Consider the following 26,494-nt stretch of genomic DNA (forward strand, 5'->3'; position numbering starts at 1 on the left):
CCTCCAGAGGCATCTACCAGGGTATTGGAATTACCAATTATCTCCTTCGCCTCAATCCAAATAGAGCCACCACTACCGGCACCAACTTGATAAACACCGCTTTGGCCTTGTGCAAGAATATCCCCGTAAACTTCAAATTTATTGCTTGCAATCAGTTTTATGGCACCACCACCGCGACTTCCCTGGACAGTCTCATCAGCACCCAACCCACCGACACCAAAATCTGTTGGTGTTTCTAGAGAACCAAAGACCGAAGCAACCGACTCCGAAGCAGGGTCCAATCCTCCGGCCCCTCCATAACTACCTCCAGATTTCCAATGCTCACCTGATTCAAGGAGACGTCCTTTTGCACTTACGTCAATATATGAGTTGGAGCTGATATAAAAATCAGCCGCACTTAAAGTAACACCTGAACTAAATGTATCAGAGGCAACAGGCGTGGTTATTTTTCCGATATTTTTTACAGTAATCGTTTCAAAACTGAAGTCTTGAGAAAGCTCGAGCGTAAAACCATCCACTGTCAAGCTTCCACTTTCCGTCGAAAACCCTCCTTCCGCTTCGACATAAACGTAATTAAACCTAGAACCACTAATGTCTGATTCGAGATAGGCCTGATCTTCGATAGTCACCCAAACATCATCAAAATATATAGGCAGGGATAATTGACCGGAAATTCTGTAGGGTTCAAAACTTTTTGAGACAGAGTAGTTAGATATTTGCAACCTGGCATTATCTTCGCTCAAGGATTTATCATACAAATATACGGTTCCCGGCCCACCTAAATCTGTGGCGCCAGAAACGTTGTACCCAGCCCAAGCATGAAATTCGCTTTTGGGATCAAAACCAGATAAAGAGTCGTAGTAAAGAGCGATTCGACCGCCGCCACCGGAGGCCGCTAAGTATCCATTCCCTCCTTTGGCTTCCACATCCATTGATGAGGCGCCTATTAGCTCACCAGCCTCGATCCAGATTGATCCACCGCTTCCGCCTCCAACATTCGAGCTATAGGTTCCATTTGCTTTGATGTCGCCATAAAGCTCAAACTTTTCTAGCGCAACCAGTTTTACTGCTCCTCCCCCCCGAGATTGATTACTTGAGGCATCAGCGCCGAGTCCTCCAATACCAAAATCGGTTGGCTTATCAATAGAGCCGAAAGTAACGCCTCTCGTACCTGATAATGGGTCTATACCTCCCAATCCGCCGTAGCTTCCACCTGATTTATAATGGCTGCCACCATCTGGCAGGAAACCTTTTCCTGAAACATCAATAATTGACCGGTTTCCCAGAAAAATATTACCAGCGCTAATGGTCAGAGGTTCTTCTAGATTTTCTGCAACAGGTGTAGTAACTACCCCACCATTTACGACGACAAATTTATCTCCAAAATTATTATTTCCAGAAAAAACGAATTTAAAGCCATCGACCAGAAAGCCGCTCTCGCCATAAATCGCCAAACCATTGGCATAAACAACGCTAAGGTTTCCATCTCCGATTAATTTTGCATCAGAAAGGTCGACCCCAGTCTCGAAATCTATCGATGATTTCCTTAAAAATATATTCGAATCTATATCGCCACTTATCAAATAACGTTCACTGGTATCGCCAGATGAAACATTATCGATAATCAACGTGCCAACATTTCCAGACTCAGATACAGGATCGTAATTATTTTTATATATCTTCAAATCCAAATTATCGAAATACGCATCGTTATTACTTCCCGCACTACGTACTGAATGGAGAACCAAATCAACCGAGCTTGCACCATGAGGCAATGAGACTGAAAAAAACCTTTTTTCCCAGGATTTAGCCGCAGTACTAGTCAATCCACTTGAGACCTCGGAAAGCATCTCCCCTGAGGAGTCCAAAAACCGAAATATAATTTCTCCACTATCTGAAGAAGCCCATGAAGATTGAAGCCAACTAAGACCCAGTGAAATCTGGCCAGCCTCTACATCTGCTGAAGAAAACTGATCGTAAGGAATTTCAATATTCTGATAAAAACTAGATTCGGCGTTACTATTCCCACCATACAAATAGTAATAGCCGCCAAAATAACTCGGATCTGGATCATTGACTACAGAACGTACACCTGGGGCTCCACCCTCAACGGTCCAGTACTTTAGATCCCCAAATTCCCCACCATTATTCTCAACGACCAATCGTTGTACTGACTGATCATGTAAAAATACAGTCCCTGGACCGCCTACTACTTTTCCCGTACCGCCTTTGGCAGTGACTTTATTTATAAAATCAAAGGGACTTCCGGGGGTGTAGTAAATCGCTACTCGTCCGCCACTACCGCCACTTGCCTGACTGGTATTTGCCGCGCCTCCATTGGCAGAAATAGTTCCATTGCCCTCTACCGATTCGACCTCAATTAATATCGAACCTCCAGCTCCGCCTCCAACATATCCACCATCACTGCTAGAGGTATTAGCCCCACCGTTTGCCAGTATATTTCCGTCTAGAATCAGGTTTTGCGCTTTAAGATAAAGTTGGCCACCGCCGCGGGTGCCCAAAACACCGTCTACAGTGTGCAGCCCACCGTCACCAGGCAAAATGGGATGCTTATAGTCACCATAGGCGTTGACTTCGCTACCGCCTCCCAAGCTGGCGTGCGAGCCACCACATCCCAAACATTCGACTCCAGTTGCTTGCTGCCCCAGCTGGGAAACATCTATTCTTGAATCCCCATCAACATGAATCGTGCCCGTCACATCGAGTTTCAGTATTGACGATGCATCACCAGATCGCGTTAATACCGCCCCGTTTGATAGTGTAATACTTGAAAAGCCGTGTTCTCCGTTGATCGTCAGCGTTGCGCCATCAACAACAAGATCAGTTCCGTCGTAGCTGCTTTCCAGCTCAGAAATTGTAGTATCGTCGATTAAGACAACCTGACCTTCATTCGCATGGATATCATTTGAAATCCAAAATGAAAATATCAACACAACAACTGAAGATAGACATCCCTTCATCAACTTGTCCCTTCTGACTAAAGCATCTGCACACTCAAACGTGTATCGAAGCTTAAAAAGCGATGACTACTCTTTACACGTGAATGTTTGTTGAAGTTATAAAATGCGATATATGACCCATAACCTGAGTCAACAATATTTTTTTGCGGGTCCGCTATTTTCCAGCGATCAGCGTATTTATACTCTGCCCAATTGTGGTAGCTTTCCGAACTTAATTTGCCGGAGTCTTCAATTACAAACCCGCCAATCATCCGCGCCGGAATATCTACAGCTCTAGATAGCGCAACAAATGCAGAAGAAAACTCCGTGCAATCGCCTTTCTTTTCAAGCAATGCGTAGCGTGCACCCCGGTCTTCTGCGACGTAACCAATATCGACAACATTCTTATATAGCCAGGACGATATTTGATTAGGAACATTTGTATTTCGGCGAATTTCTTTCGCCAATTCCACAACTACAGGGGAATCCACCTCAATATTCGGCTCAGACTCAAGAAAATCGCCCGTTGCGCTATAACTCTGGGGGGTTCCAGCCAATGCCATCTGCACCGTGACACTGACAACTTGACTAGAAAATGGCGCCATATCAACTAACTCAAAGTTCAAGGTTTGGTTTCCCTGACCATCTTGAGTAACTTCGTATTTATGACTGGCGCTAATACTTTGTGTCTTTTGGTAGGAGTTCTGAGCCACAGGCGCAAAAACACTAAACTGAGCCTGCTCAATTAGCGAACCTGTTTTATTAGTAACTAAGAAACTATACCTAACTACTTTATTTGTATTGTATTGAATAGTGTCGCTATTCCCCGCCCATAAAAACGACACTATTAAAAGAGGTAATACTATTGCGGCGCAGATCGAAACCTGGAGCGACATGGGGAAATTAATTCGCACACACACCCCGAAAACCTTCACCTGAACGCCTCAAAGCATTTTCTGACCGGATCTCCAAAGCGGCAATCACACTTTGTATTCCACCCTCAACGAAATGGACTGCCTTGTAATCATGGGTGCTCAAAACCTGCCCTTCAGTATCTTCAATATAAAAGACGGGCAGATACCTATTTAAGGAGCTGACTTCGATACTCTGCTTAATTAGCTGCTCAAGACTAATACCCTCACCGGGGTAAATCGCCGTTATTCCAGCCTTTTGCAGCTGGTCTGAAACTGCCTTATTTGGAACAATTGTAACGGCGCTGAATCGTTGAGCTTCCACTAAATAGTGGTCTGCAGACACAGGCACAGGGGGGTGGGATGGAATATCGCTCGGATTCCAAACGGCAATTAATGGTTTATCAAACCCGCTTTGTCTCAGTTCTTGACACAAGGCCGCGAGCTCAAATCGCTTATACGACTCCGCGCCAATTGCTACTCGCCGAGTTTTTAAGAACTGATTTGCCTTAACTCGATGAATGGGGAGATGGAGAGAATTTGATGGGAATACGCTGAGAGGAGGCCTTTGGGACACATCCACGTAGATATATGAATCGTTAAGCGCTGCAATTGGAACAAAACACTCTTCGGATAAAGAAGAGCTATTTACAACAAGCGAATTCGGCCAGTCCTTGCGCTGACCAACCTCACTGTAAAATCCATTTTCAGTCCCAACCGCTTCACCGCTCAACGCCCGAAGAGAAATCGAAGCGAGAATAAGAACAGCACAAACAGGCAGAGATGTGACGTTCCGTTTCACACCCAACCACTCATTCTAGTTACTATTACTTCACAGCCAAACGTCCGGCTGTATTTTGGAAGCGATAGATCCTATTTGAATATTTGACACGCCGCGATAAAAAGAGGATTAGAACTCACCTTTTGTGATTCAGGTCACAAAAGGAAACTGCCTAAATTGACAATAGTGCATTATGGCCACTTGCCACAGTTAGTTGCTATCGTGAGGCAGCATCCCGGCACTCGCCCCGCACTTCACCGCCCATCTGCGAAATCACACGATCAATTACGAAGTAACCATCGCGACAAAACCCGGTCTCTTTCAATTTCAGGTTCATCGCGTAATCAAAATCTGCGGTTCGCCGCCGGCGCGGCTGGGCGCCCATCATTTCCTGATTGCGCATCATGCCGTTGCGGGAATTTGGGTTTTCTGTAAACGGGCCGCGCAACTGCGGTGCCGCGACTTCCAGACTGTAGGTAAATCGCTTGGAGCCGTTGGCGGTGATTTCAGTATGGAATGATTCTTTCAGTCCCGGGTTTGGCGCCTGGGGTTCACTCGCGCAGCCGGCCAGAAACAATATAGCTAAAATAGCAGCGATATAACGGGTGAGCATTCATCCCCCTTTTCGTAATCGTTCAATTTCGTCATCTAGGCACAGAAGCAGCTAGAGCCGTAGGAGCCTGCTTGCAGGCGAAAGCCCCCACACTCTGCACCATTCGCCTGCAAGCAGGCTCCTACAACCGGGCTCTCAGAAAAAGAGTGGGATTATTTAAATACCACGGTGCGGTTACCGTGAATAAATACCCGCTCTTCCAACACCAGCTGCAACGCCCGGCTCAACACCTGTTTTTCCACATCCCGGCCAGCACTGGCCATGGACTCTGCAGAATAGCCATGATCCACATGAATCACATCCTGTTCAATGATCGGGCCTTCGTCCAAATCATCGGTAACAAAGTGCGCGGTGGCACCGATGATTTTTACTCCGCGCTCAAACGCCTGTTGATAGGGCTTGGCCCCGATAAACGCCGGCAGGAAGGAGTGGTGAATATTGATGATGCGCTTTTTATAATGCTCCACGAACTGCGGAGTAAGCACGCGCATATATTTGGCCAGGATCAGGTAATCCGGCTGATAACTGTCCACCAGCTGCATCACCTGCTCCTCATGTTGTGCACGCTCCAGGCCTTCGGCGGACAAACAATGGAAGGGGATATCGAACTTTTCCACCAGCGGCTGCAGGGTCTCGTGGTTGCCGATCACCGCGGCAATCTCCACATCCATCGCGCCTGAGTAGCACTTCATCAGGATATCGCCCAGGCAGTGGGCCTCTTTGGTGACCATCAGTACCAGGCGCTTGCGGCCACTGGCGACCAGCTTGCGCACTGCGCCTTCCGGCAGCGCCAGATCCAGGTCTTCCAGCAGTGTCGTATCGTTAAAGTTACCCTCAAGGGCGGTGCGCATGAAGAAGCGCCCCTGATCACGGTCAACGAACTCATCGTTCTTAGTGATATTGAGCTGATGCTTGTAGCAGATGTTGGTGATCTTGGCGATCAACCCTTTGGCGTCCGGGCAATCCGTTAGCAGTATCTTCTTTTCCATCGGTAAAAATCAGACTAATTATTCAGAAGGCTGACTATACACTATGTGCATTCGTATACCCGCCAAGGGTTCATTTTTTGACCAATAGTATTCCGACCAACAGGGTGATCATGGATAAGACCTTATTTGCCGAACATCTGGCCACACTGCGCAAACGCTACGACGATATTCTGGAGCAGTGCGGTTTTGAGACCCTGAACGTATTCAGCGGCGCGCCCTCGGTGCAATTCCTCGATGACAACTACTACCCCTTCCGGGTCAACCCGCAGTTCAAGGCCCTGGTGCCGGTCACCGACAACCCGCACAGCTGGGTGGTCTACCGCCGCGGTCAGAAGCCCAAGCTGCTGTTCTACCGCCCGGTGGACTTCTGGCACTACGTGCCGCCCGCACCGCAAACCTTCTGGAGCGACGAGTACGATATCGAGCTGCTGGCCAAGCCGGACGAGGCCAAGGCCTTCCTGTCCGGTGAAAACGCCGCGTTTATCGGTGAGACCGGCAAACTGGAAGGCTGGGATATCGGCGAGCGCAACCCGCACCACCTGATCGACCGCCTGCACTGGGCGCGCGCCTATAAAACCCCTTACGAAATGGCCTGCATGCGGGAAGCCAACCGTATCGCCGTGCGCGCGCACCAGGCCGCTGAAGACGCCTTCCGTGCTGGCGCCAGTGAGTTCGAGATCAACCTCGCGTACATGAAAGCCGCCGGTCAGGGCGAGGGCCGCATGCCCTACGGCAATATTGTGGCGCTGAACGAGCACGGTGCCATCCTGCACTACACCCACCTGGGAACTGAGTCTCTGCCCGAGAGCGAGCGCCGCAGCTTCCTGATCGACGCCGGTGCTGACTGCAATGGCTATGCCGCGGACATTACCCGCAGCTACGCCTACCGCGACGGCGAGTTCGCGGACCTGGTAGCCGCAATGGACGAGAAAGAGCTTGAGCTTGTAGCAGGCCTCACACCGGGAGCCTCCTATGTGGACCTGCACCGCGAATGCCACCACAAAGTCGGTCAGCTGCTACAGCAGTTCGGCGTCATCAAGACGTCTCCAGAAAGCGCAGTGGAGTCGGGCCTGACCAGCACCTTTATGCCCCACGGCCTCGGCCACTTCCTCGGCCTGCAAGTGCACGATGTGGGCGGTCACCAGACCGCACCGGAAGGCGGCAAGACACCCCCACCCGCAGAATACCCCTTCCTGCGTACCACGCGCACAATTGAAGAAAACCAGGTGTTCACCATCGAGCCTGGACTCTACTTTATCGAAAGCCTGCTGGCAGAGCTGAAGGAATCCCAGCTTGCCGGTGAAGTGAACTGGGATAAAGTGGAAACCCTGCGACCGTTTGGCGGCGTGCGTATCGAAGACAACGTCATCGTGCACGCCGATCGCGTTGAGAATATGACGCGGGATTGTTACTGAGCTGAGTCTATTCGCTTGCAAGCAGGCTCCTACAGGGCAATTCTCTCGTAGGAGCCTGCTTGCAGGCGAACGCCCACGCTACCGGATATCAGCACTGGATCCCGGCTCAAGGCCGGGATGACGGTTGCTAAAATTCGGTGCAGGCGGTCCACCAAATTACATCTGCTCGCGCCACCTAAGCCGCCTCCTCTACCAGCTAACCCCAATAGCCGACACCCCGTTCAACATTTTTGTCGCCCCCTACGCCAATATCGCTGTGCACGATCAAGGTCCATTGTCGGACTGTCAAAAAATCTTCACTATGGGCTGGTCATAAAAAAGCATAAAGGCAACCACCATGAAGCTCCTGACTTTATCTGTGGTACTCACCGGTGTTCTTCTATCGACCTCATCCAATTTATACGCAGCATCGTTGGAATATGTCTTCTACGACAAAGAAGGCATTGCTGGCACCGAGACCATTACGACCTCTGGTGACAAACTGGACGGGAAACTGCAACTCGGCTGGAACAACCGCCGTATCAACCTGAAGGAATCATTCACCCTCGGGAAGCACCATGTTCCCACCGCGATCCATATCCAGGGGATCAGCCCATTTGGGGCCCCTGTTGATGAAAAATATCAGTTTTCCAACGGTCTGGCGCAATGGAGCAGTACCGACGAAAACGGAAATGCAAAATCCTCAACGCCACAGTTCTACGTCCCCAAAAATACCACGCTGGCCATCCAGTCCCAGCTGGTTAAAGCGCTGCAGGCAGCTCCCGAAAAAAGTATCCAACTCCTTCCCCAGGGCGTTGCCCGACTGGAAACACTGGACGAACAAACCCTGACTCAGGGCGAAGAAAAAATTACCGTATACCTGCAGGGCATCAGCGGACTTTCGTTCACCCCGCAGTTGGCCTGGTATGACAAGGACGGCAACCTGTTCGCGGAAGATGACGGGGGCTGGTTTGCGATTCTGCGTAAAGGTTGGGACAAGTCTCACCTGGATCAACTTAAGGAACGCCAGATAAAAGCCGCGGATGTCTACCTGCAGGATCTATCTGCAAAACACACCCACACATCAAACACTCCGATCCTGATCACGAATGTCGATATAGTCGATGTCGAATTGGGAGAACTGCGTAAAAGTCAGTTTGTCCTGGTCGAGAATGGCAAGATCACACGCATCAGCAATACACCGCTGAAGATTCCCGGCATTACCCAGATTGACGGGCAAGGGAAGACGTTGATGCCCGGACTCTGGGACATGCACGGACACCTGTCGCTATCGGATGGCGTGCTCAATATGGCCGCGGGAGTGATCAATGTCCGTGATATTGGCAATGTGCATGAAAATGTCATGCGCATCGAGGAGGAGTTCGAAACCGGAAGAGTCATCGGTGGCAAAATTTATCGCGCTGGCTTTATGGATCGCGACAGTGAAAATGCGATGCGTATGGGTAAGACCGCCAAGAGCCTGAAAGATGCCATGGACATTGTCGACTGGTACTCAGAGCAGGGCTATCAGCAGATAAAAACCTACAGCTCGATGGAACCGGAGTGGATGGCACCTCTGGCGAAACATATTCACGAGAAAGGACTCCGCCTTTCCGGCCACATTCCTGCGTTCATGACAGCCGAAGAAGCCGTGGATGCAGGATTCGATGAAATCCATCACATCAACATGCTGTTCCTGAACTTCATGGGCTCAATCGATACACGGAAAAAACTTCGATTTACCGAGGTAGGCGAACACGCCCATGAACTGGACCTGGACAGTCCTGAAGTGAGCGCTTTCCTGGATAAGCTGGCAGCGAAAGGCACAGTAGTGGATAGCACCACCACGATCTTCAGCTCCATGTTATCCCGCGAGCCTGGGAAGCTGGATCCGGAGTACGCCGATATAGCAGATCATCTGCCAGTGAATGTACGCCGCCAGTTTATCGGCGCCGAACTGGATGTTAAGCCCGAGCACAGGGACGACTACGACCTGTCCGCCAAAGCCCTGCTCGATATGGTCCTGAAACTCCATGAGCATAAGGTGAAAATGGTTGCAGGCACCGATGGCCTCCCCGGTCTCACCCTGATACGAGAACTGGAGCTCTATTCGAAAGCCGGCATACCCAACGCCGATGTATTGCGCACGGCAACGATTACACCTGCACAGGTGGTTGGTGCCGACAACCTTAGCGGCTCTATTTCCGTCGGCAAAAATGCGGACCTGGTCCTGCTCGACGGCAACCCTCTGGAAGATATCTCGGCGCTGCGCCGCACCGCCCTGGTCATTGAAGGGCAGAATCTGTATCGACCGGATGAGCTTTACCAGGCGGTCGGTATCAAGCCTTTCCATGAATCCATGCCATTCAAACTGAACGGCGCCACCGACGTTGCGATCCAATAGGTTTGTTATATACGAAAAAAGGGGGCGGACCTTTGGCCCGCCCCCTTTTTCTTTGCGCTAAATAATATTTACGCTACTTCCGCACGTACCGTGCGCGCCGCCTCCACCATATTCAGCAGTGAAGAGCCCACCTCTGCCCAACTCCGGGTTTTCAGTCCACAATCCGGATTGACCCACAGCTTTTCCAGTGGAATCACCCCCAGCAATTGATACAGCCGGTAAACCAGTTCCTTTCGCTCCGGCACATTCGGCGAGTGGATGTCGTAAATACCCGGGCCGATCTCATTCGGATACCCACCGCCTTCTCCAGCGAAAGCCTGCAGCAGACGCAGGTCCGAGCGCGCAGATTCGATGGTGATCACGTCAGCATCCAGTGCAACGATCGCATCCATGATCGAGTTAAAGTTGGAGTAACACATATGTGTATGGATCTGGGTTTCCGCCTCTACTTCACTGCAGGTATAACGGAAACAGCCCACTGCCCAGTCGAAGTATTCCTGATGCTCAGATGCGCGCAGTGGCAGGCCTTCACGCAATGCCGGCTCGTCGATCTGGATAATACCGATTCCTGCAGCTTGCAGGTCCTGTACTTCCTGACGCAGTGCGCGAGCAATTTGCAGACAGCTTTCTGCGCGAGGAATATCCTCGCGGGGGAACGACCAGTTCAGAATCGTCACCGGCCCGGTGAGCATGCCTTTGACCGGCTTTTTGGTCAGGCTCTGGGCGTATTCACTCCACTGCACAGTCATGGCCTGCGGGCGGGAAATGTCGCCAGCAATAATCGGCGGTTTCACACAGCGCGAACCGTAGCTCTGTACCCAGCCATTGCCGGTATGGATAAAGCCGTCCAGCTGCTCACCGAAATACTCAACCATGTCGTTGCGTTCAGCTTCGCCGTGCACCAATACATCGAGGCCAAGAATTTCCTGCCGGCGTATCGCTTCGGCAATTTCCGCGCGCAAATGCTCACTGTAGTCCTGCGCTGAAATTTCTCCGTCGCGGAACTGTTTGCGCACCTGGCGCAATACATCCGTCTGGGGAAATGAACCGATGGTGGTGGTCGGCAATGGTGGCAGTTGCCAGTGCTTGCGCTGCACTTCTGCCCGCTCCGGGTATTTCTGCCCGCGCCAGGTATTGGCCAGCTCTGCGAGTATTTCTGATTGCGGGCGGCTTTCACTCTGAATGACCAGGGGGAGCAACTCGGCATCTGGCTGCAATGCGGCCTGCAGTGTTTTCAGTTCATCGAGTTTCTGACGGCTGTAGGCGAGCTTCTGTTTTTGCTCTTCCGGCAGGCCGGTCTCCGTATCCAGGTCCACCGGGCTGTGGAGCAGCGAGCAACTCGCAGACAGCCAAAGGCGATCGCCCAGTTGTTTCGCCAGTGGCTGGAGCTGACGCTGCCAGCGCGCCAGGTCTGTGCGCCATACATTGCGGCCATTCACCACCCCCACAGACAGTACCTGCGTATCCCCAAGGCTGGCGGCAACCTGGTCAATTTCTTCTTCCGCACGCACAGCATCAATGTGCACACCATCTACCGGCAAGGTTGAGGCGAGCTGCAGATTTTCCCGCAATGGCGAAAAGTAGGTCGCCAACAACAGCTTGCTCCCGCTGGCTTTGGACAGCGCTTCATAGGTCGGGCCGAAGGCATCACGCCACTCGGCGGGTAAATCCAGGCCGAGGATCGGTTCATCGATCTGCACCCACTGCGCGGCCGCATTGGCCAACTGTGCCAGGAGCTGCTCGTAACAGGGCAGCAGCTTCGGCAACAGATCGAGCGCGTTATCCACACCACGCCCCAGCCACAGATACGTCAGCGGCCCAATGATGACCGGCTTTACGTTGTGCCCCAATTGCTGCGCTTCTTTTACTTCCGCCAGCAGCCATTCGCTGTCGAGGGTGAAATCCTGGCCTGTGGAAAACTCCGGCACCAGATAGTGGTAGTTGGTATCAAACCATTTAGTCATGGCACTGGCCGCCACCGCGTCGCCGGATGGCGCCCGACCGCGGGCGAGGCGGAAGTACTGGTCCAGCTTGTTATCAGCGGCACCGCTGGCAAAGCGTTCCGGCACAACCCCGAACATCAGTGAATGATTCAGTACCTGGTCGTACCAGGCGAAATCGCCCACGGTGGTCAGTGCCAGGCCGGCCGCCTGCTGGGCCTGCCAGTTTTTGCTGCGCACTTGGGATCCTGCTGCCAGCAGTGCCTGCTGATCGCTTTCACCTTTCCAGTAAGCTTCCTGTGCCCGCTTCAGTTCACGCCGCGCGCCGATACGCGGATAGCCAAGAATATGTGTTTGCGCCATGGGGTGTTCTTCCTTAATTCAATTGGTGGTTCTGCAAGTGCGGTACTTCGTAGCGCTGGATACCGGCATGCGCCGATATGACGACAATTGGGTTACGTCATCCCGGCCTTGAGCCGGGATCCAGGGAGGACTCAAAGTGCAGTGCTCCGTATCACTGGATACCGGCATACGCCGGTATGACGACAATTGGGTTCCGTCATCCCGGCCTTGAGCCGGGATCCAGGGAGGACTCAAAGTGCAGTGCTCCGTATCACTGGATACCGGCATACGCCGGTATGACGACAATTAGCCCCCGTCATCCCGGCCTTGAGCCGGGATCCGGGGAGGACTCAAAGTGCAGTGCTCCGTATCACTGGATACCGGCATACGCCGGTATGACGACAATTGGGTTCCGTCATCCCGGCCTTGAGCCGGGATCCAGGGAGGACTCAAAGTGCAGTGCTCCGTATCACTGGATACCGGCATACGCCGGTATGACGACAATTAGCCCCCGTCATCCCGGCCTTGAGCCGGGATCCAGGGAATACGCGAAAGCGGTAATTCGGAGTTGATTCTGAGGGGAGCATCATGTTCAATCAATTTCATATTTTTTGCCCAAAACATGAAATTTACTAAAGATGATCGAACTAAGGCATTTAAAGGCACTGAGCGTACTGCGTGAGACCGGCAGTATGGTGCGCGCGGCGGAACGGCTGCACCTCACCCAGTCCGCGCTGTCGCACCTGTTCCGGGAAATGGAGGACCGCCATGGGCAAGCGCTGTTTGTGCGCAAGTCGCGTCCGCTGCGCTTTACCAGTGCCGGGCTGCGCCTGTTGCAGCTGGCCGATGATGTTCTGCCGCGGGTGGCCGTGGCACAGCGGGATCTGGCGCGCCTCGCTTCCGGCCAGGCCGGGCGGCTGAATATCGCCATCGAGTGCCACAGCTGCTACCAGTGGCTCATGCCCACCCTCGACGCTTACCGGGACGATTGGCCAGAGGTGGAACTGGACCTTTCCAGCGGCTTTCACTTTGCGCCATTACCGGCACTGGTACGCGGCGACCTGGATCTGGTGGTCACCAGCAACCCGGATGCATCCCTGAAAGGCGTGCACTACGAGCCGCTGTTCAGCTTTGAAATGTGCTTGGCGGTAAGCCGCAAACACCCGCTTGCGGAAAAGAAATGGGTAACACCGGAAGAGCTCGCTGAGGAAGTGCAAATCACCTACCCCGTGGAGCGTGAGCGGCTGGATATCTTCCAGAACTTCCTGGATCCAGCGGGTATAGAACCTGAGTCAGTACGCACCGCGGAGCTCACTGTGATGATGGTGCAACTGGTGGTGAGCGGGCGCGGCGTCTGCGCCTTGCCCAACTGGGCTCTTTACGAATATTTACAGAAGGGACTGGTCAATCAACTTAGACTGGGAAAAACGGGCCTATGGAGTACACTCTACGCCGCGGTGCGGGAAGAGATGCTGGAGCAGGCATTTCTGCAAGATTTTTTCGAAACTGCACGCAGCACCTGTTTTAATACCCTGAATGGTGTACGAGCAGCCAGCTGAATTGGCCGGGCTGTCGCTGAAATAACGAATAAGGAATACCCATGACATCGACCACCAACAGCTGGAGTCCAGCACTCAAGGGCCTGCACTGGCTGATCGCCATTTTTATTCTGTGTGCCTGGGGATCTGTGGAACTGCACGAGTTTTACGAGCGCGATGACCCCATGCGCGGCTGGTGGATGGTGGTGCATTTCTCGCTGGGGTTCAGTGTTCTTTTGCTGGGCATGCTGCGCCTCTACTGGCGCGCCACCCACGGCCGTCCAACACTGTACGGTAGCGGCATCCAGAAACCCGTCTCGCTGCTGGTGCAGAGCCTGATGTATGTGCTGATGCTCGGTATGCCACTGACCGGCCTGCTGATGCGCCAGTTCGCCGGGCGCGATACCACCCTGTTCTGGCTGTTCGACCTGCCGTCATTCGTAACCAAGAACATCGATCTCGCCAAGCAGATTGCCTTCCTGCACAAGGAATTCCTTTGGAACGCGTTGCTAGTAATGCTGGTACTGCATATCGGCGGCGCCCTGTGGCACCACTTCATCAGCAAGGATAATACCCTGCGGCAGATGTTGCCGTTTGGCAAAACGAAGTAATGACTTTGTAGGAACCTGCTCGCAGGCGAACCATTCTTTGCGGGAACAGGTTCGCCTGCAAGCAGGCTCCTACAAGAGGTGGATTAGCTAATTAATCCCGCGCAGGCTTCGGCTTACGCTTTTTCGGCGCGAACTTCGGAGCACCACCGGTTTTGACTTTCGATTCGTCAAATCGGGCGATATTCATCGGCCGGCCATTCACGCGAACTTTTTTCAGGTGCTGGAAGATTTCCTTCGGCATACCTTCCGGCAGATCTACCGTGGTGTAGTCCGGGTAGATCTCGATACGGCCGATGTAGGAGCTGTCCAGATCCACTTCGTTGGCGATGGCACCGACGATGCTACCCGGGCGCACGCCATGCTCACGGCCTACTTCGATGCGGTAGCGCTCTTTGCCCTCATCCGGTGACGGAATGCGCTTGCTGTCCTTGTCGAAAGGTTTTCTGTCGCCCTTTTCACGCTTGTTGCGCTTGCGATCATCAAAGTCGCGGTCACTGCGCTCATTGAAGCTCTTCTGGCGCGGTTCGCGCTCATCCAGCAGCAACGGCTGGTCGCCCTGTGCCATGGCGGCGAGTGCGGCAGCGACATCCAGCGGATCGACGTCGTTGTTTTCCAGGTACTTCTCCACCAGATCGCGGAACGGCGCCAGATCGCGGCGGCCGGCCATGGTGTAGGTGATTTTCTGCTGGAATTTTTCCATGCGCGACGCGTTCACCGCAGCCGCGGTCGGCAGGTCCAGACGCTCAATCGCCTTCTTGGTCGCACGTTCAATGGTGCGCAGCATACGCTGCTCACGCGGCGCCACGAACAGGATCGCGTCGCCTTCACGCCCGGCGCGGCCGGTACGGCCGATACGGTGGATGTAGGCTTCGGTATCGTAAGGAATGTCGTAGTTGATCACGTGGCTGATGCGCTTCACATCCAGACCACGTGCGGCAACGTCGGTGGCTACCACGATGTCGAGTTTGCCAGCCTTGAGCTTGTCGATTACCTGCTCACGCATGCCCTGAGCCATATCACCGTTCAGCGCTGCGCTCGCAAAGCCGCGTGCGGCCAGCTTGTCGGCAACTTCCACAGTGGCGTTTTTGGTGCGCACGAAAATGATGGTGGCGTCCACCGGCTCAGCTTCGAGGATACGGGTCAGAGCATCCATTTTGTGCAGACCGCCCACCGGCCAGTAGCGCTGGCGGATGGTTTCGGCGGTCTCGGTCTTGACCTTGATCTTCACTTCAACCGGGTTATGCAGGTGCTCGCGTGCGATGGACGCAACTTCTCTCGGCATGGTGGCAGAGAACAGCGCGATCTGGCGCTCATCCGGAATCTGCTCCAGTACCCACTTCACGTCATCGATGAAGCCCATGCGCAGCATCTCGTCGGCTTCGTCCAGTACCAGCATCTTCAGGGCGGACAGGTCCAGGGTGCCCTTGCGCATGTGGTCCATTACACGACCGGGGGTACCCACGATCAGCTGTACGCCGCGCTTCAACTGCTGAATCTGGCCACGGTAATCCGCGCCACCGTAGATAGGCGCTACGTGGAAGCCCTTGAGGTTAGACGCGTAAGACTGGCACGCCTCAGCCACCTGAATCGCCAGCTCGCGCGTGGGAGCCAGTACCAGAGCTTGGGGGCGCTTGCTTTTCAGGTCGAGGCTGGCCAGCATCGGCAAGGCAAATGCTGCCGTTTTACCTGTACCGGTCTGCGCCTGGCCCAGCACATCGCGACCTTCCAGCAGTGACGGAATGGTCTGCGCCTGAATCGGCGATGGGGTCTCGTAACCCAGTTTGGTGACGGCATTAAGGATTTCAGTAGGCAATCCCAACTGGTCAAAACCAATTGGTGCTGAATTATCGGTCATTTTGAATTCACTTGAATTTACATAGGGGGCCGGGCCCGGCTATCTACCCATTGGGGTAACCATAGCGCAAGGCTGAGGATTGCAGGGCAAGGCGAAGAAGCCCATTAATAGCACCGGCTATTTCAAGCTCATTCAACTCAATGACAGGGGCCTGTGGCGAGGAGGTCTGTTACCCTTGATGACTAATGTCCCGCTTAAGGCCGCTATCTGGGCGGGGGACAAGAGGCCGCGCAGTCTACCAGTTTGGCGCAATAGTGCCAGTTTATTTTTTGATCGGCTTTTACTGGGCCGGTACAAAAGCGATGTCATACCGGCGCATGCCGGTATCCAGGGGCGCGAAGAGTTGAGCACTCCGACTCACTGGATCCCGGATCAAGTCCGGGATGACGGAATCCGGGGAGCAAGCAATATGAACACCGTCATACCTGTGTAGGGCGATGTCCAGGGATACGAAATATTATGCACTCCGACTCGCTGGATCCCGGATCAAGTCCGGGATGACGGAATCCGGGGAGCAAGCAATAAGAACACCGTCATACCGGCGTAGGCCGGTATCCAGGGATACGGAGTATTAAGTACTTCGACTCGCAGGATCCCGGATCAAGTCTGGGATAACGGAATCCGGGGAGCAAGCAACAGGAACCCCCGTCATACCGGCGTAGGCCGGTATCCAGGGATACGGAGTATTAAGTACTTCGACTCGCTGGATCCGGATCAAGTCCGGGACGACGAAACTAGAGAGTCAGGCCGCGAGGTATTCCTTTTCCGGCTCTTCCAGTGGCTCGACATTCTCCACGGCCGGGACCGGCATCATACGCTGGCATGCTGCCTCAACAGCAGTATGCATAGACCGGTAAAAACTGCCGTCCAGCTGGGTCTTCTCATAGAGGTATGTGCGGTACGCCTTGAACAGCACCGCATTCACTGGCGCCGGTAACTCCCAGAAGCTATCCAGATCGCCCTGATGTGTCAGCTCCGGCAGATCGTAGATCGCGCGTCCTAGAGTCAGGGTCGGCACGCGATGCAATAACGCTGAGATACCGACAGTGCTGTTAATCGTCACCACACCCTTGGCGTGGTCGAGCAAAGTCGGCAGGTGCAGGTCGTGACAATACACCACCCGACCGGCCACTTTATGCTCCCGGGCCAAGTTGCGGATCAAGCGCCCGTAATGGCAAAAGCCCCGGTCCATAGGGTGATGTTTGATGACCAGAAGTTCGTGCGAAGCGGCGTGGGTCGCAAAGGAAGTCACAACCTGACGAATAGACTCCTCAATGGAGCTGTAATCAGAATGCGCTCGGATCTGAAAATCATCCGCCGTTTGCAACGGATAAAGAAAGTATTCACCGCTGTGGTTCCGGATCAGGGACTCGGTGTATTTACGCTGGGTAAGGCGGTACAACCCCTTGCGCAACAAACTGCGCACCCAGCAACCGGCCTCTTGAAGCCAGTTGCGCGGCCGGTGGTGCCGGTAATATGGAAACTGCCGGCGCGCCAAACGCGCGGCCACATAATAGAGAATGGCAAACTGCGCACGCTGCCAAAAGGTCTGCCCAACCTGCACCGTGGTATTACGATTACGTGGACGGTAAGAATCGATGGCATTGCGGGACCAGTCCTGTGACGAGTTTGCATTCACCCCGCCGGACTCCAGCGTTACAAAGTCGGGCCGTAAATAGCCCTCCTCAAATGCCCAGAACCGAATACCCAGGTCGTCGCATACGGTACGAGCTTCTTCGTGGTAATAGCGACAATCACCATAAACCACCACGGTACGGATATCGTTCTGACGAATAAATCCACTGAGATACTCCGGCCAACCAGCTGGGCCACCAGAGTAGTCCACCAAGTGATCCGCCCACGCATAGAAACGGTCGCCACCGTTAAAATTGATTTTGTGGGTTTTTACACCCAGCGCGGAAAAATGGCGCGCGCAACGGGCAAAAAAAGGCCCGAGCGGCCCCTGTAAAAACAAGACCCCAGACATGGTCCCCCACAAAGCTCCACGGCACTGCAATTGCCGCTCCCCCGGAGCATTACATTTTCAGGTGCAATATTTGCACCTCAAGATTGAAATCAAACAGCCCCCATCGAGGGCCCTAATACCGAAGCATATGATTGATACATGCGTCTCAGAATCGACGTGAAATTCTACACCTTTTGTAACAGTCTGTCTCGCCAGTCCGCCGAGTTAACTATTCCGGGTAAAACATCCGTAAAACTTGCGTTGTTCACCGCTGGCAATACGTGGGCTGTCCAATCGGGTCAATACTCGAGACCATACGGACTCGAACAACCCAGCCGTCGCCTGCGGCCAAAAAGTAAACAACGGATTAAAAGGGTTGTCCCGCGCCTGCATCCAAACCGTCATGCGTTGAGACTTCGTCATCGCCTCACCACGCCGGTGAAAGCCGTAGACATTGGCCACAACGAGCGTGTTCCTCGGCACCTTGAACTTTTTGGGTTCAAAGCCCATTTTTGCCAACTCATCCCCGGCTACCCGGAATGACCCATCCCAGTAGCGCCCCGGCTGCCGATCTGTCCCACGTTTGCAGGCTTCCAGACTCTGGCTGTACTCCCACTTCAGCCGACGCCAGCTCAGGCGGTGCGAACCGGGTGCATACACAAAAGGCCCGTTGCCATCATCCACATCATCCAGGTACAGCCAGCCCTTTACGCAGGGATGGAAAGTGTCCGCATGCATATCCCGCTGGGGGTCGGCGCGCGGTGTAACATTGGCCTGATTACACAGATTCTCCACATAAAACAGCGGTGGCCTGTTCTTGGACGAGCAATAACGCATCAATCGATCCAGCTCAGGCCGCGCTACGAGCGCCTGCATAGCCGGTACTTCCGCGCGGACATCCGCCGTCATAAAGGCCCGCTCCGTGAGCGTGGTTCCTTCTACCGTCTCGCGAATCTCACCTTTAAAGTTTTGCAATTCACGGGCCAATTCTTCGAATTCGGCCTCTGGCAAAAAGTTTTGCTTAAGGATAAACCCGTACTTAATAAACTGACGGCGATCCTCCGCGGGCACCAAGGGTGACAGCAGCAGCAGACGAAACCGGAACAATCCATGTGCGAGTACAATTCTCGCAATATGAAGTCCGCATCGATTCAGTAAATAGCTGCCGATAATGGGGTTATTTTTGAAGCTCTTGCCCCAGGAAAGCAGTTCGAACAGCCATTTGGGCAATAAATAGATTTTTTTGAAAAACACGGTGTTCACGTAATTCTTGTGCGTAATTAATAACTGCGTCATTCCCGCGAAGGCGGGAATCCAGTGCGGTCTGGCTCAGCACTCCGCATCCCTGGATCCCGGCTCAAGGCCGGGATGACGAATGTGCCGATGCCGTCATTCCCGCGTAGGCGGGAATCCGGTGCGGTCTGGCTCAGCACTCCGCCCCCTGGATCCCGGCTCAAGGCCGGGATGACGAATGTGCCGATGCCGTCATTCCCGCGTAGGCGGGAATCCAGTGCGGTCTGGCTCAGCACTCCGCATCCCTGGATCCCGGCTCAAGGCCGGGATGACGAATGTGCCGATGCCGTCATTCCCGCGAAGGCGGGAATCCGGTGCGGTCTGGATCAGCACTCCGCATCCCTGGATCCCGGCTCAAGGCCGGGATGACGAATGTGCCGATGGCGTCATTCCCGCGAAGGCGGGAATCCAGTGTGGTCTGGCTCAGCACTGCGCATCCCTGGATCCCGGCTCAAGGCCGGGATGACGAATGTGCCGATGCCGTCATTCCCGCGTAGGCGGGAATCCAGTGCGGTCTGGCTCGCCACTCCGTATCCCTGGATCCCGGCTCAAGGCCGGGATGACGAATGTGCCGATGCCGTCATTCCCGCGAAGGCGGGAATCCAGTGCGGTCTGGCTCAACACTCCGTATCCCTGGATCCCGGCTCAAGGCCGGGATGACGACGGCATTACCGTCTGAAAAAACGGTTACGCACCTTGCGATAGATCCATTGCCGTAACCCGCCTTCTGCAAAAGCTTCTCTCTGGGCACGGAGCAATGCCATAGCTGTTTCCACATCCACGATATCCCCGCTCCGGGGATCCGCATAAATCGGATACAGAATCAATGTTGCTGCCACCAGCTCATCCAGAGAAAGCGCCCTACCGCGAGCCTTTTTACAACGGCTCACTGAAGCCAAAACCTGTAGTGCCTCAGGCGCGCCGGATTCACCTTCTGCCAATAAGCGGTCTTCGCTCAGGCCCCAGCCAGCATAAAAAGGTAAGCCATAAGTCACGACCTTTACGCCCCGCAACAACGCTTCAAAGCCGCTCAGGGAACAAAGCGTATGTACCTCATCGACCCTTTCAAGCAGCGCTGGCATGGGTAAGTCAGTGACCAGACAATCGTATAGGCCTTCACCATCCACAGACAGTTCACCCACACGACCGCCGGCCAAAACATCCGGATGTGGCTTATAGATGATATAAGCCCCCGGATTTGCACGGCGCACCTCCGCAAGCAGTTGCCGGTTGTTTTTGATCCACGGTGAGCCGTGCCGGATCGAAGCATCGGTTTCCACCTGGCCGGGCACGAGAATGGAGACCTTATCCTCAGGCAACGGCAGATCAGTACTCGCCTGTACCCCGAGGTTGTACTTACTCAAGCGCTGCTCTACCAGGAATTTGCGCAGCGCCGCGGCACGATCCAAAAGCGCCGGAGTGAAGACTTCCTTACTCAGGATACTCTCCAGGTCTGAGCGTGCGGTGGCATCGTAATAAATGCCAGAACTGTCCAGTACCAGGGATAGCGGTCGCACCAGGTCGGAGCCCAAACCTACCGAGCGCAGGAATCCATCCTCCAGCTGCCACAAACGAAGCCCTCTTTTTTTACTGGTTTCAGCAACCACTCGAGAGAGACCACTGGCCCAAGCCACCACTTGCGTATCCCTGGCGCGGCCATTGAGCTGCGAAGGGTCATCCGCAACAAACTGTAATGACGCTGGTCGCCCCAAAAAATCCGGCACAAACTGGCGCTTCCAGGGAGAGAACCCGAGGGCCAGCCAGTTGCCCCGCAACTGCTGACTGTAACGCTTCTGTTCCGCAAGCAGGCGGATAGTGTCCTCTAAGGTACCGCGTTTCCCGGTGTAAGGATTCACATACCGGCAATACCGCAAATACGCCGCGGAAAATACCTGTTCCAATGTCCGGGCCACACCACGGCGGTCACAGGTTTGCCTATCCTGCGTAAGCCCCCAACCCGCGTAAAACGGCATACCAAAACAATGCACCGGCTTACCGGCGAGGAGCGCGTCAAATCCGTATTGGCTGGTGACCACATAGACCCGCTCCACCGCATCCAGCAGCGCCCATGGAGAAATATCCTCAGACCACAATCGGCAGTTGTATTCCCGCGCGGCATCCAGCAGATAACCGCGCTTTTTGCCGGCAATCACATCCGGATGCACCTTGACGACCACTTCTGCTCCAGGATTGTCGGCAATAGCCGCCTCCAGCATATCCGTGAAACTGGAATCATCAGCACCGCCATAAAAGACCGAAGCATCACCAAAGGTCTGGTCAACAACGAGTACCCGGGGGCGCTCGTCTGGCCAGCTCACCGGGGTATCCGGCGCAGCATTGTATTTAGACAACCGGTGCGAACGCAGGAGATCCATACAAATGCGTGCCCGCGCGAGTTCATCAGCGGTGAACTCCGCCTCGCGAATCAGAGTCTCCAGATCACTTGGCACCGTGGCGTCGTAGTAGATACCGGAATAGTCCACCACCAGGCTATGCAATGGAGCTCCATTCACGCCCAGCCCAAATGAGCGTAAAAAACCATCCTCCAGGCTCACAAACGGCAGCCCAGACTGAGCAGCAATCTTGCGCGCTCGCGCCACAGTAGGCTTGCGGCCCCAGCCGGCAATATGAGTAGTACCCTGTGCCGGGCGCAGTGCAAACCAATAGCTATGTGCTTCAAGCAGCGTATCGAGGTGGGGTTGCCGGCGCAGACCGTGGGCGCAAAAACCAATTAAAGACACGCACGGGCCCCGTTCAGAATGTGTTGACGCAGTGGCGCATCCGCGGCCAGCTGTAAAATACCCTCTACCCAAGCATTGTGATCCATGGGCAATACCAATCCGTTCTCCCGATGACGAACCATGCCGCCATACACAGGCCCGGCCGCGTAAATACCGGCAGCCCCCGCCAGCGTGATATCCAGAAATTTGGTGTGAGAACGCGCGCGATTAAACGCGCTATCCAACAGCGGCGCCAAGCCAATTGACCGCCCCGGGCGCCCAATCAATGCCTGGTAGCTTGGCCATTTCATCGGGTGCACAACATGCACTCGGGGCAAGCCGCGGAACAAGCGGTTTACCGAAGCATCACCGACCACCTCAAACACCAACCGAGTATCCGCCGCCAGCACCCGCTCAATCACTGGCCGCAACCACGCAAGATCCGCGCCGTGGGAAGCCGAACCGTGATAAAACAGGGTTATTGGGGCATCAACGGACTGCACTACATCATCGCGCGTCAGTAAGGAAGTCAGCGCCTCCGGAACCTGCGGTGCCAGCAATTGCGGTTGCCAGTCGCTATAGCGCTCCTGGAGATACGGCGTGGAGACCAGTATTTTCGCACCCGTTCCCCGTAACCATGGCTGGCGTCGCCAGCTTAAGCGCAAAAGTTTCCACTGGTAGCGCAGAGGCATACGGGCAAAGGACGACCAGGAAAACAGGTCGTCATCCATAAAAAAGTTGACGGATGCAATCGCAGCGCGGTGAGTATCAACGAACCGCCGCCAGTTTGCCGGTACATAGCGAACAAAGGTTACGTCGGCCCCGGCCAGCTGCTCAGGAGGGGGAAGTTGTGTAAACGTACAGCGAGTGACCGATACACCACTCGCATTCAGATAGGGCACTACAAAATAATCAGAAGAGGGATTCTGGCCCTCTTCCACCACAAAATGACTCGTAACTGCTGCCTGCTTCACCACAACCTGCCCAATGCCCTCGTTACCCCCTACCGGAATTTGGCAGTTAGCCAGAGAAGGGAAACACCCATGGTAAAAGAGACAGCACGGTCACACTATAGGCAATGGTCAGCGGCAAGCCCGCTCGCAGGAAATCTTTCAGATGGTAGCCACCCAGGTTCTGAACCATCAGATTAGTCTGGTACCCGAACGGGGTCAGGAAGCTGGCGCTGGCCCCGTAGGCCACCGCCATAACAAAGGGTATCCAGCTCACCCCGAAACTGTCCGCAAGGCTCCAGGCCAGCGGGAATGCCAATGCTGCAGCTGCGTTGTTGGTCATCAACTCAGTCAACGCCAAGGTCAACAGGAAGATGCCGATCAGTGCAACGTAAGGCCCGGCGTCCTGAACCAAGTCCCGCAAAGCACCGGCCAGCGCTGCTGCCAGACCACTGCCTGAAAAAGCCTCAGCCAGAACCAGGGCGCTGGTGATAATCAGCCAGATCTGAAATGGAAAACGCCGCTGCAGCTCAGTCGTACTGACGATACCAAGGGCAATCATCCCCCCTAACAGTACCAACAACCCCTTCAGCAAAGAAAAAATGCCGAGTGCTGCGCCGGCCACGACGCCGGTAAATCCCAGGGCCAGCAGCCAACTGTCCCGGTGCGACAGTTGCCGCTGAACACCATTGCCGCTCACTACATAGAAGTTCTTGTCGATATTGCGGTGGTGCTTGAAGTCCGGCCCCACCGCCAGCAGCAGGGCATCCCCAGCCCGCAGCTCTATCTCCCCGAGCTTGCCGGAAAGACGCTCACCGCCCCGGCGCATGGCCACCACCGCCGCATCAAAACGGGTACGGAACTGGCAGCTCTTCAGGGTTTCACCGAGGATACTGGAGCTTGGGGTAAGCACCACTTCGAGCAAATCGAGCTCGAGCTTTTCATCTTCCAGCGCAAACTGGTGCAAGCCCTCTATATCCTGCAAACGGCTTACATCACGAACATCACCACTGAAAATCAGTTTATCGCCAGAGCGTACGATCTCGGTAGGCGCCACCGGGGTAATGGTGCGCCCGCCCCGAACAACTTCCACCAGGTACAGCGTCTCGAGCTGACGCAGCCCGTTCTGCTCTACCGTTTTGCCATCCAGTGGAGAATCAAGGGTGACCTCTGCCTCCAGCAGATATTCAGTCACTGATTCCGCACCGCCACGCCCCTGGGGCAACAGGCGATTGCACAGCAACAGCACGATCAGGCCAACCGCAGTCACCGCCAGCCCGATCGGCAAAAAAGCAAAGAAATCCAGCCCCGGCTGCCCGCGGTCAAGCACAAAGCTGTTAACAATCAGGTTGGTGGAGGTGCCAATAAGGGTCAGCGTACCACCGAGAATGGCCGCGTAAGACAGAGGTAGCAGCAGCTTGCCAGCAGGGTGCCGGCGCTGGTTTTTAATACTGGATGCGAGAGCAGCTACCACTGCCGTGTTGTTCAGGAAGGCTGAACTGATAGCGGTGGCTCCGGCAAGCCGGAGCAGGCTGAGCTTTAGAGAACCGCTAATCAAACGGTCAGAAATGGCACGTAACCAGCGGGCCTTCTCCAGCCCAACTGATACCAGCATAAGTGCAACCAGTGTCACCAAACCGGGGTTGACCGCTTTCTGCAGAGCCGATTCGGTCGGCACCAAACCGACCAAAAAGCAAAACCCCGCTGCCCCGGCAAACACCAGCGATGGCCGCAAGCGCGTAAAGATCAGCGCTCCGATGAGGAGCACAAATATGCTGGATACCAAAACCTGCGTCAGAGCCATAGGGGTTCAATTGGATTCTACTTGGGGCCCACAGAGCATCGCGGGCGAGGAATTTTTGACTGACGGTGATTATGCAACAACATCCCCGCGGCCACTAATCCGATATGACGGGATTTGGGTTCGTGTTTCGGGGCTTTGCACTGAAACACAACCGTTCTTACGGCAATATGGAATATCAGAGCTATAAATAGTCCCGAGGAAACCAGCAGCAAGCAATCAGAATGGAATTGTATTCATCCGCAAACAGCTAGCGGCAGGAATATGAGACGGTGTTCCGGTCTCTGGGGTAAACAGTTCCTGTTGATCCAGTCGGTGTCCATAGCCGCGTATAAAATGCCTCCATCGTTTCCCCACGAGCCAAAAGGCATTTATCTTGCACGCAAGTGCCTGATTTTCCAGCAAGAAACGGGTAATTTTGCGACCCCCCGCGTTGTATCCAAGCTGTCGCCCCGGTAGCATCTCCGAACACACTCACTGGAATAAACAGGGCCCATGGATGGCCCCGGAAGCCCATGCTGAAACGACTCTTCGCCTCCCGCAAGCACCCCTATATTCCCGGCCTAAACCGCCCCGAAAAAGTGGAAATAGATTTATCCGGCAGCAAGCTCACCATGCTGATGCCGCCGCACTCCAACTACGAGGGATTTGCCGGCAAGGAGCCGCCGGCTCGTGTCAATATTTATGACGACGGGCAATATGTCGATGACAGTCCGCTGCCTGAATGGCAGCGTGAGGGGACATCTTACTTCCGCCTGTTCAGTCGCAGGTGGGAGCTTTACGGCCCACCTTGGCGCGAGCGGCCTATCGGTAGTATCCATTTTGGCGTGAGCATCTCGCGTTACGATGCCCTGCCGGAAGGCATGAGCGCGTTCAATCCCTGTCACTTTGAGCAGATGGCCATGCGCAGCCTCTGGTTCACAGGGCCTGCGCATCCTGACTTAGGCAGATTCCGCTCCCCGGTCAACTGGGATATGCGCAATAGAGAGTCCGGCTCCCCCTGGCTCTACTATGAATATCAATCCGACTACTCCCACAATCCAGAACCGCCGCCGGAATTTATGCACACCTACAGAGGCGGCTGCCTACGCACCCCCTTGGACGATCGTTACTACCTGAATATGGGGTACAACTACCTCGGCTACGCACCGGTAGACATTTGCCTGAAACATATGAATGCACTGACCAGTAAGGTGCTCGGCTCGGTACACCTGGAACTAGGCTCAGTCGCAAAACAAAAACTGGCGGAGGCCAAGCGCAAATGGCCCGACGCCCAAGCCACCAAGCACCGCGGGCCGGAACCCTGGGTTTATCCTGAATGGCGTCGCGGAGATGATCGCAAAGGCGAAGACAATATAGTAATTCTCAAGCCCGGCAGCCCACCGCCGGCTCTAACCCCCTGAACACTTTTCTCCCAATGCCTGTT

17 protein-coding genes are annotated in these 26,494 nt (G+C 54.3%); 5 read left to right on the forward strand and 12 right to left on the reverse strand.

What is annotated here, in order from left to right:
• Positions 1 to 2,998 precede the first annotated feature (2,998 nt).
• The 4 genes from LC093_RS20425 to purU form a co-directional block, all read right to left on the reverse strand.
• Positions 2,999 to 3,874 (reverse strand): transglutaminase-like domain-containing protein, encoded by an 876-nt coding sequence (locus LC093_RS20425; protein ID WP_226662913.1) that lies wholly within the window; start codon positions 3,872 to 3,874, stop codon positions 2,999 to 3,001.
• Entirely contained in the window at positions 3,864 to 4,673 is an 810-nt protein-coding gene (locus LC093_RS05135) for a hypothetical protein (protein ID WP_226662915.1), read from the reverse strand. The genes LC093_RS20425 and LC093_RS05135 overlap by 11 nt, the downstream gene beginning before the upstream one ends.
• A 196-nt stretch (positions 4,674 to 4,869) precedes the next feature.
• Entirely contained in the window at positions 4,870 to 5,265 is a 396-nt protein-coding gene (locus LC093_RS05140) for a hypothetical protein (RefSeq protein ID WP_226662917.1), read from the reverse strand.
• Between the two features lie 152 nt (positions 5,266 to 5,417).
• Positions 5,418 to 6,254 (reverse strand): formyltetrahydrofolate deformylase, encoded by an 837-nt coding sequence (purU, locus tag LC093_RS05145; RefSeq protein ID WP_226662918.1) that lies wholly within the window; start codon positions 6,252 to 6,254, stop codon positions 5,418 to 5,420.
• Between the two features lie 110 nt (positions 6,255 to 6,364).
• Between purU and pepQ the strand changes: the two genes are divergently transcribed.
• Together pepQ and LC093_RS05155 are read left to right on the forward strand one after the other, a co-directional pair.
• Positions 6,365 to 7,669 (forward strand): Xaa-Pro dipeptidase, encoded by a 1,305-nt coding sequence (gene pepQ / locus LC093_RS05150; RefSeq protein WP_226662920.1) that lies wholly within the window; start codon positions 6,365 to 6,367, stop codon positions 7,667 to 7,669.
• Between the two features lie 337 nt (positions 7,670 to 8,006).
• Positions 8,007 to 10,052 (forward strand): amidohydrolase family protein, encoded by a 2,046-nt coding sequence (locus LC093_RS05155; RefSeq protein WP_226662922.1) that lies wholly within the window; start codon positions 8,007 to 8,009, stop codon positions 10,050 to 10,052.
• Positions 10,053 to 10,120: 68 nt separating this feature from the next.
• Here LC093_RS05155 and metE read toward each other — a convergent pair whose 3' ends face one another.
• The gene (gene metE / locus LC093_RS05160) at positions 10,121 to 12,355 is read right to left on the reverse strand and encodes a 5-methyltetrahydropteroyltriglutamate--homocysteine S-methyltransferase (RefSeq protein ID WP_226662924.1); all 2,235 of its coding nucleotides are present in this window, start codon (positions 12,353 to 12,355) and stop codon (positions 10,121 to 10,123) included.
• Between the two features lie 617 nt (positions 12,356 to 12,972).
• Between metE and LC093_RS05165 the strand changes: the two genes are divergently transcribed.
• Together LC093_RS05165 and LC093_RS05170 are read left to right on the forward strand one after the other, a co-directional pair.
• Complete coding sequence (locus LC093_RS05165) at positions 12,973 to 13,893, forward strand: LysR family transcriptional regulator (protein ID WP_226662926.1); 921 nt, start codon at positions 12,973 to 12,975, stop codon at positions 13,891 to 13,893.
• 41 nt (positions 13,894 to 13,934) lie between these two features.
• Positions 13,935 to 14,483 carry a cytochrome b gene (locus tag LC093_RS05170; protein WP_226662928.1) on the forward strand — a complete coding sequence of 183 codons (549 nt, stop codon included), beginning with the start codon at positions 13,935 to 13,937 and terminating at the stop codon, positions 14,481 to 14,483.
• Positions 14,484 to 14,574: 91 nt separating this feature from the next.
• Here the strand turns inward: LC093_RS05170 and LC093_RS05175 are convergent, their stop codons facing one another.
• The 7 genes from LC093_RS05175 to LC093_RS05205 all read right to left on the reverse strand — a co-directional run bounded on the left by LC093_RS05175 (position 14,575) and on the right by LC093_RS05205 (position 25,071).
• Positions 14,575 to 16,338 (reverse strand): DEAD/DEAH box helicase, encoded by a 1,764-nt coding sequence (locus tag LC093_RS05175; RefSeq protein ID WP_226662929.1) that lies wholly within the window; start codon positions 16,336 to 16,338, stop codon positions 14,575 to 14,577.
• A gap of 742 nt (positions 16,339 to 17,080) precedes the next feature.
• Positions 17,081 to 18,325: a capsule biosynthesis protein gene (locus tag LC093_RS05180; protein WP_226662931.1), complete on the reverse strand. Its 1,245-nt coding sequence runs from the start codon at positions 18,323 to 18,325 to the stop codon at positions 17,081 to 17,083.
• Between the two features lie 204 nt (positions 18,326 to 18,529).
• Positions 18,530 to 19,558 (reverse strand): phytanoyl-CoA dioxygenase family protein, encoded by a 1,029-nt coding sequence (locus LC093_RS05185; protein ID WP_226662933.1) that lies wholly within the window; start codon positions 19,556 to 19,558, stop codon positions 18,530 to 18,532.
• A 38-nt stretch (positions 19,559 to 19,596) separates the two neighbouring features.
• Complete coding sequence (locus LC093_RS05190) at positions 19,597 to 19,833, reverse strand: hypothetical protein (RefSeq protein ID WP_226662935.1); 237 nt, start codon at positions 19,831 to 19,833, stop codon at positions 19,597 to 19,599.
• Between the two features lie 432 nt (positions 19,834 to 20,265).
• Entirely contained in the window at positions 20,266 to 22,338 is a 2,073-nt protein-coding gene (locus tag LC093_RS05195) for a capsular polysaccharide biosynthesis protein (RefSeq protein ID WP_226662937.1), read from the reverse strand.
• On the reverse strand, positions 22,329 to 23,291 hold the full coding sequence (locus LC093_RS05200) for a glycosyltransferase family 1 protein (RefSeq protein ID WP_226662939.1): 963 nt from the start codon (positions 23,289 to 23,291) through the stop codon (positions 22,329 to 22,331). Before LC093_RS05200 ends, LC093_RS05195 begins: the two co-directional genes overlap by 10 nt.
• A gap of 46 nt (positions 23,292 to 23,337) precedes the next feature.
• The gene (locus LC093_RS05205; protein WP_226662941.1) at positions 23,338 to 25,071 is read right to left on the reverse strand and encodes an SLC13 family permease; all 1,734 of its coding nucleotides are present in this window, start codon (positions 25,069 to 25,071) and stop codon (positions 23,338 to 23,340) included.
• A 512-nt stretch (positions 25,072 to 25,583) separates the two neighbouring features.
• Here LC093_RS05205 and LC093_RS05210 point away from each other — a divergent pair.
• Positions 25,584 to 26,471, forward strand: coding sequence for a hypothetical protein (locus LC093_RS05210; RefSeq protein ID WP_226662942.1), 888 nt, complete (start codon positions 25,584 to 25,586; stop codon positions 26,469 to 26,471).
• The last annotated feature ends 23 nt before the right edge of the window (positions 26,472 to 26,494 follow it).

The sequence above is a fragment of the Microbulbifer aggregans genome (genome assembly GCF_020524005.1).
Classification (GTDB): Bacteria; Pseudomonadota; Gammaproteobacteria; order Pseudomonadales; family Cellvibrionaceae; genus Microbulbifer; species Microbulbifer aggregans_A.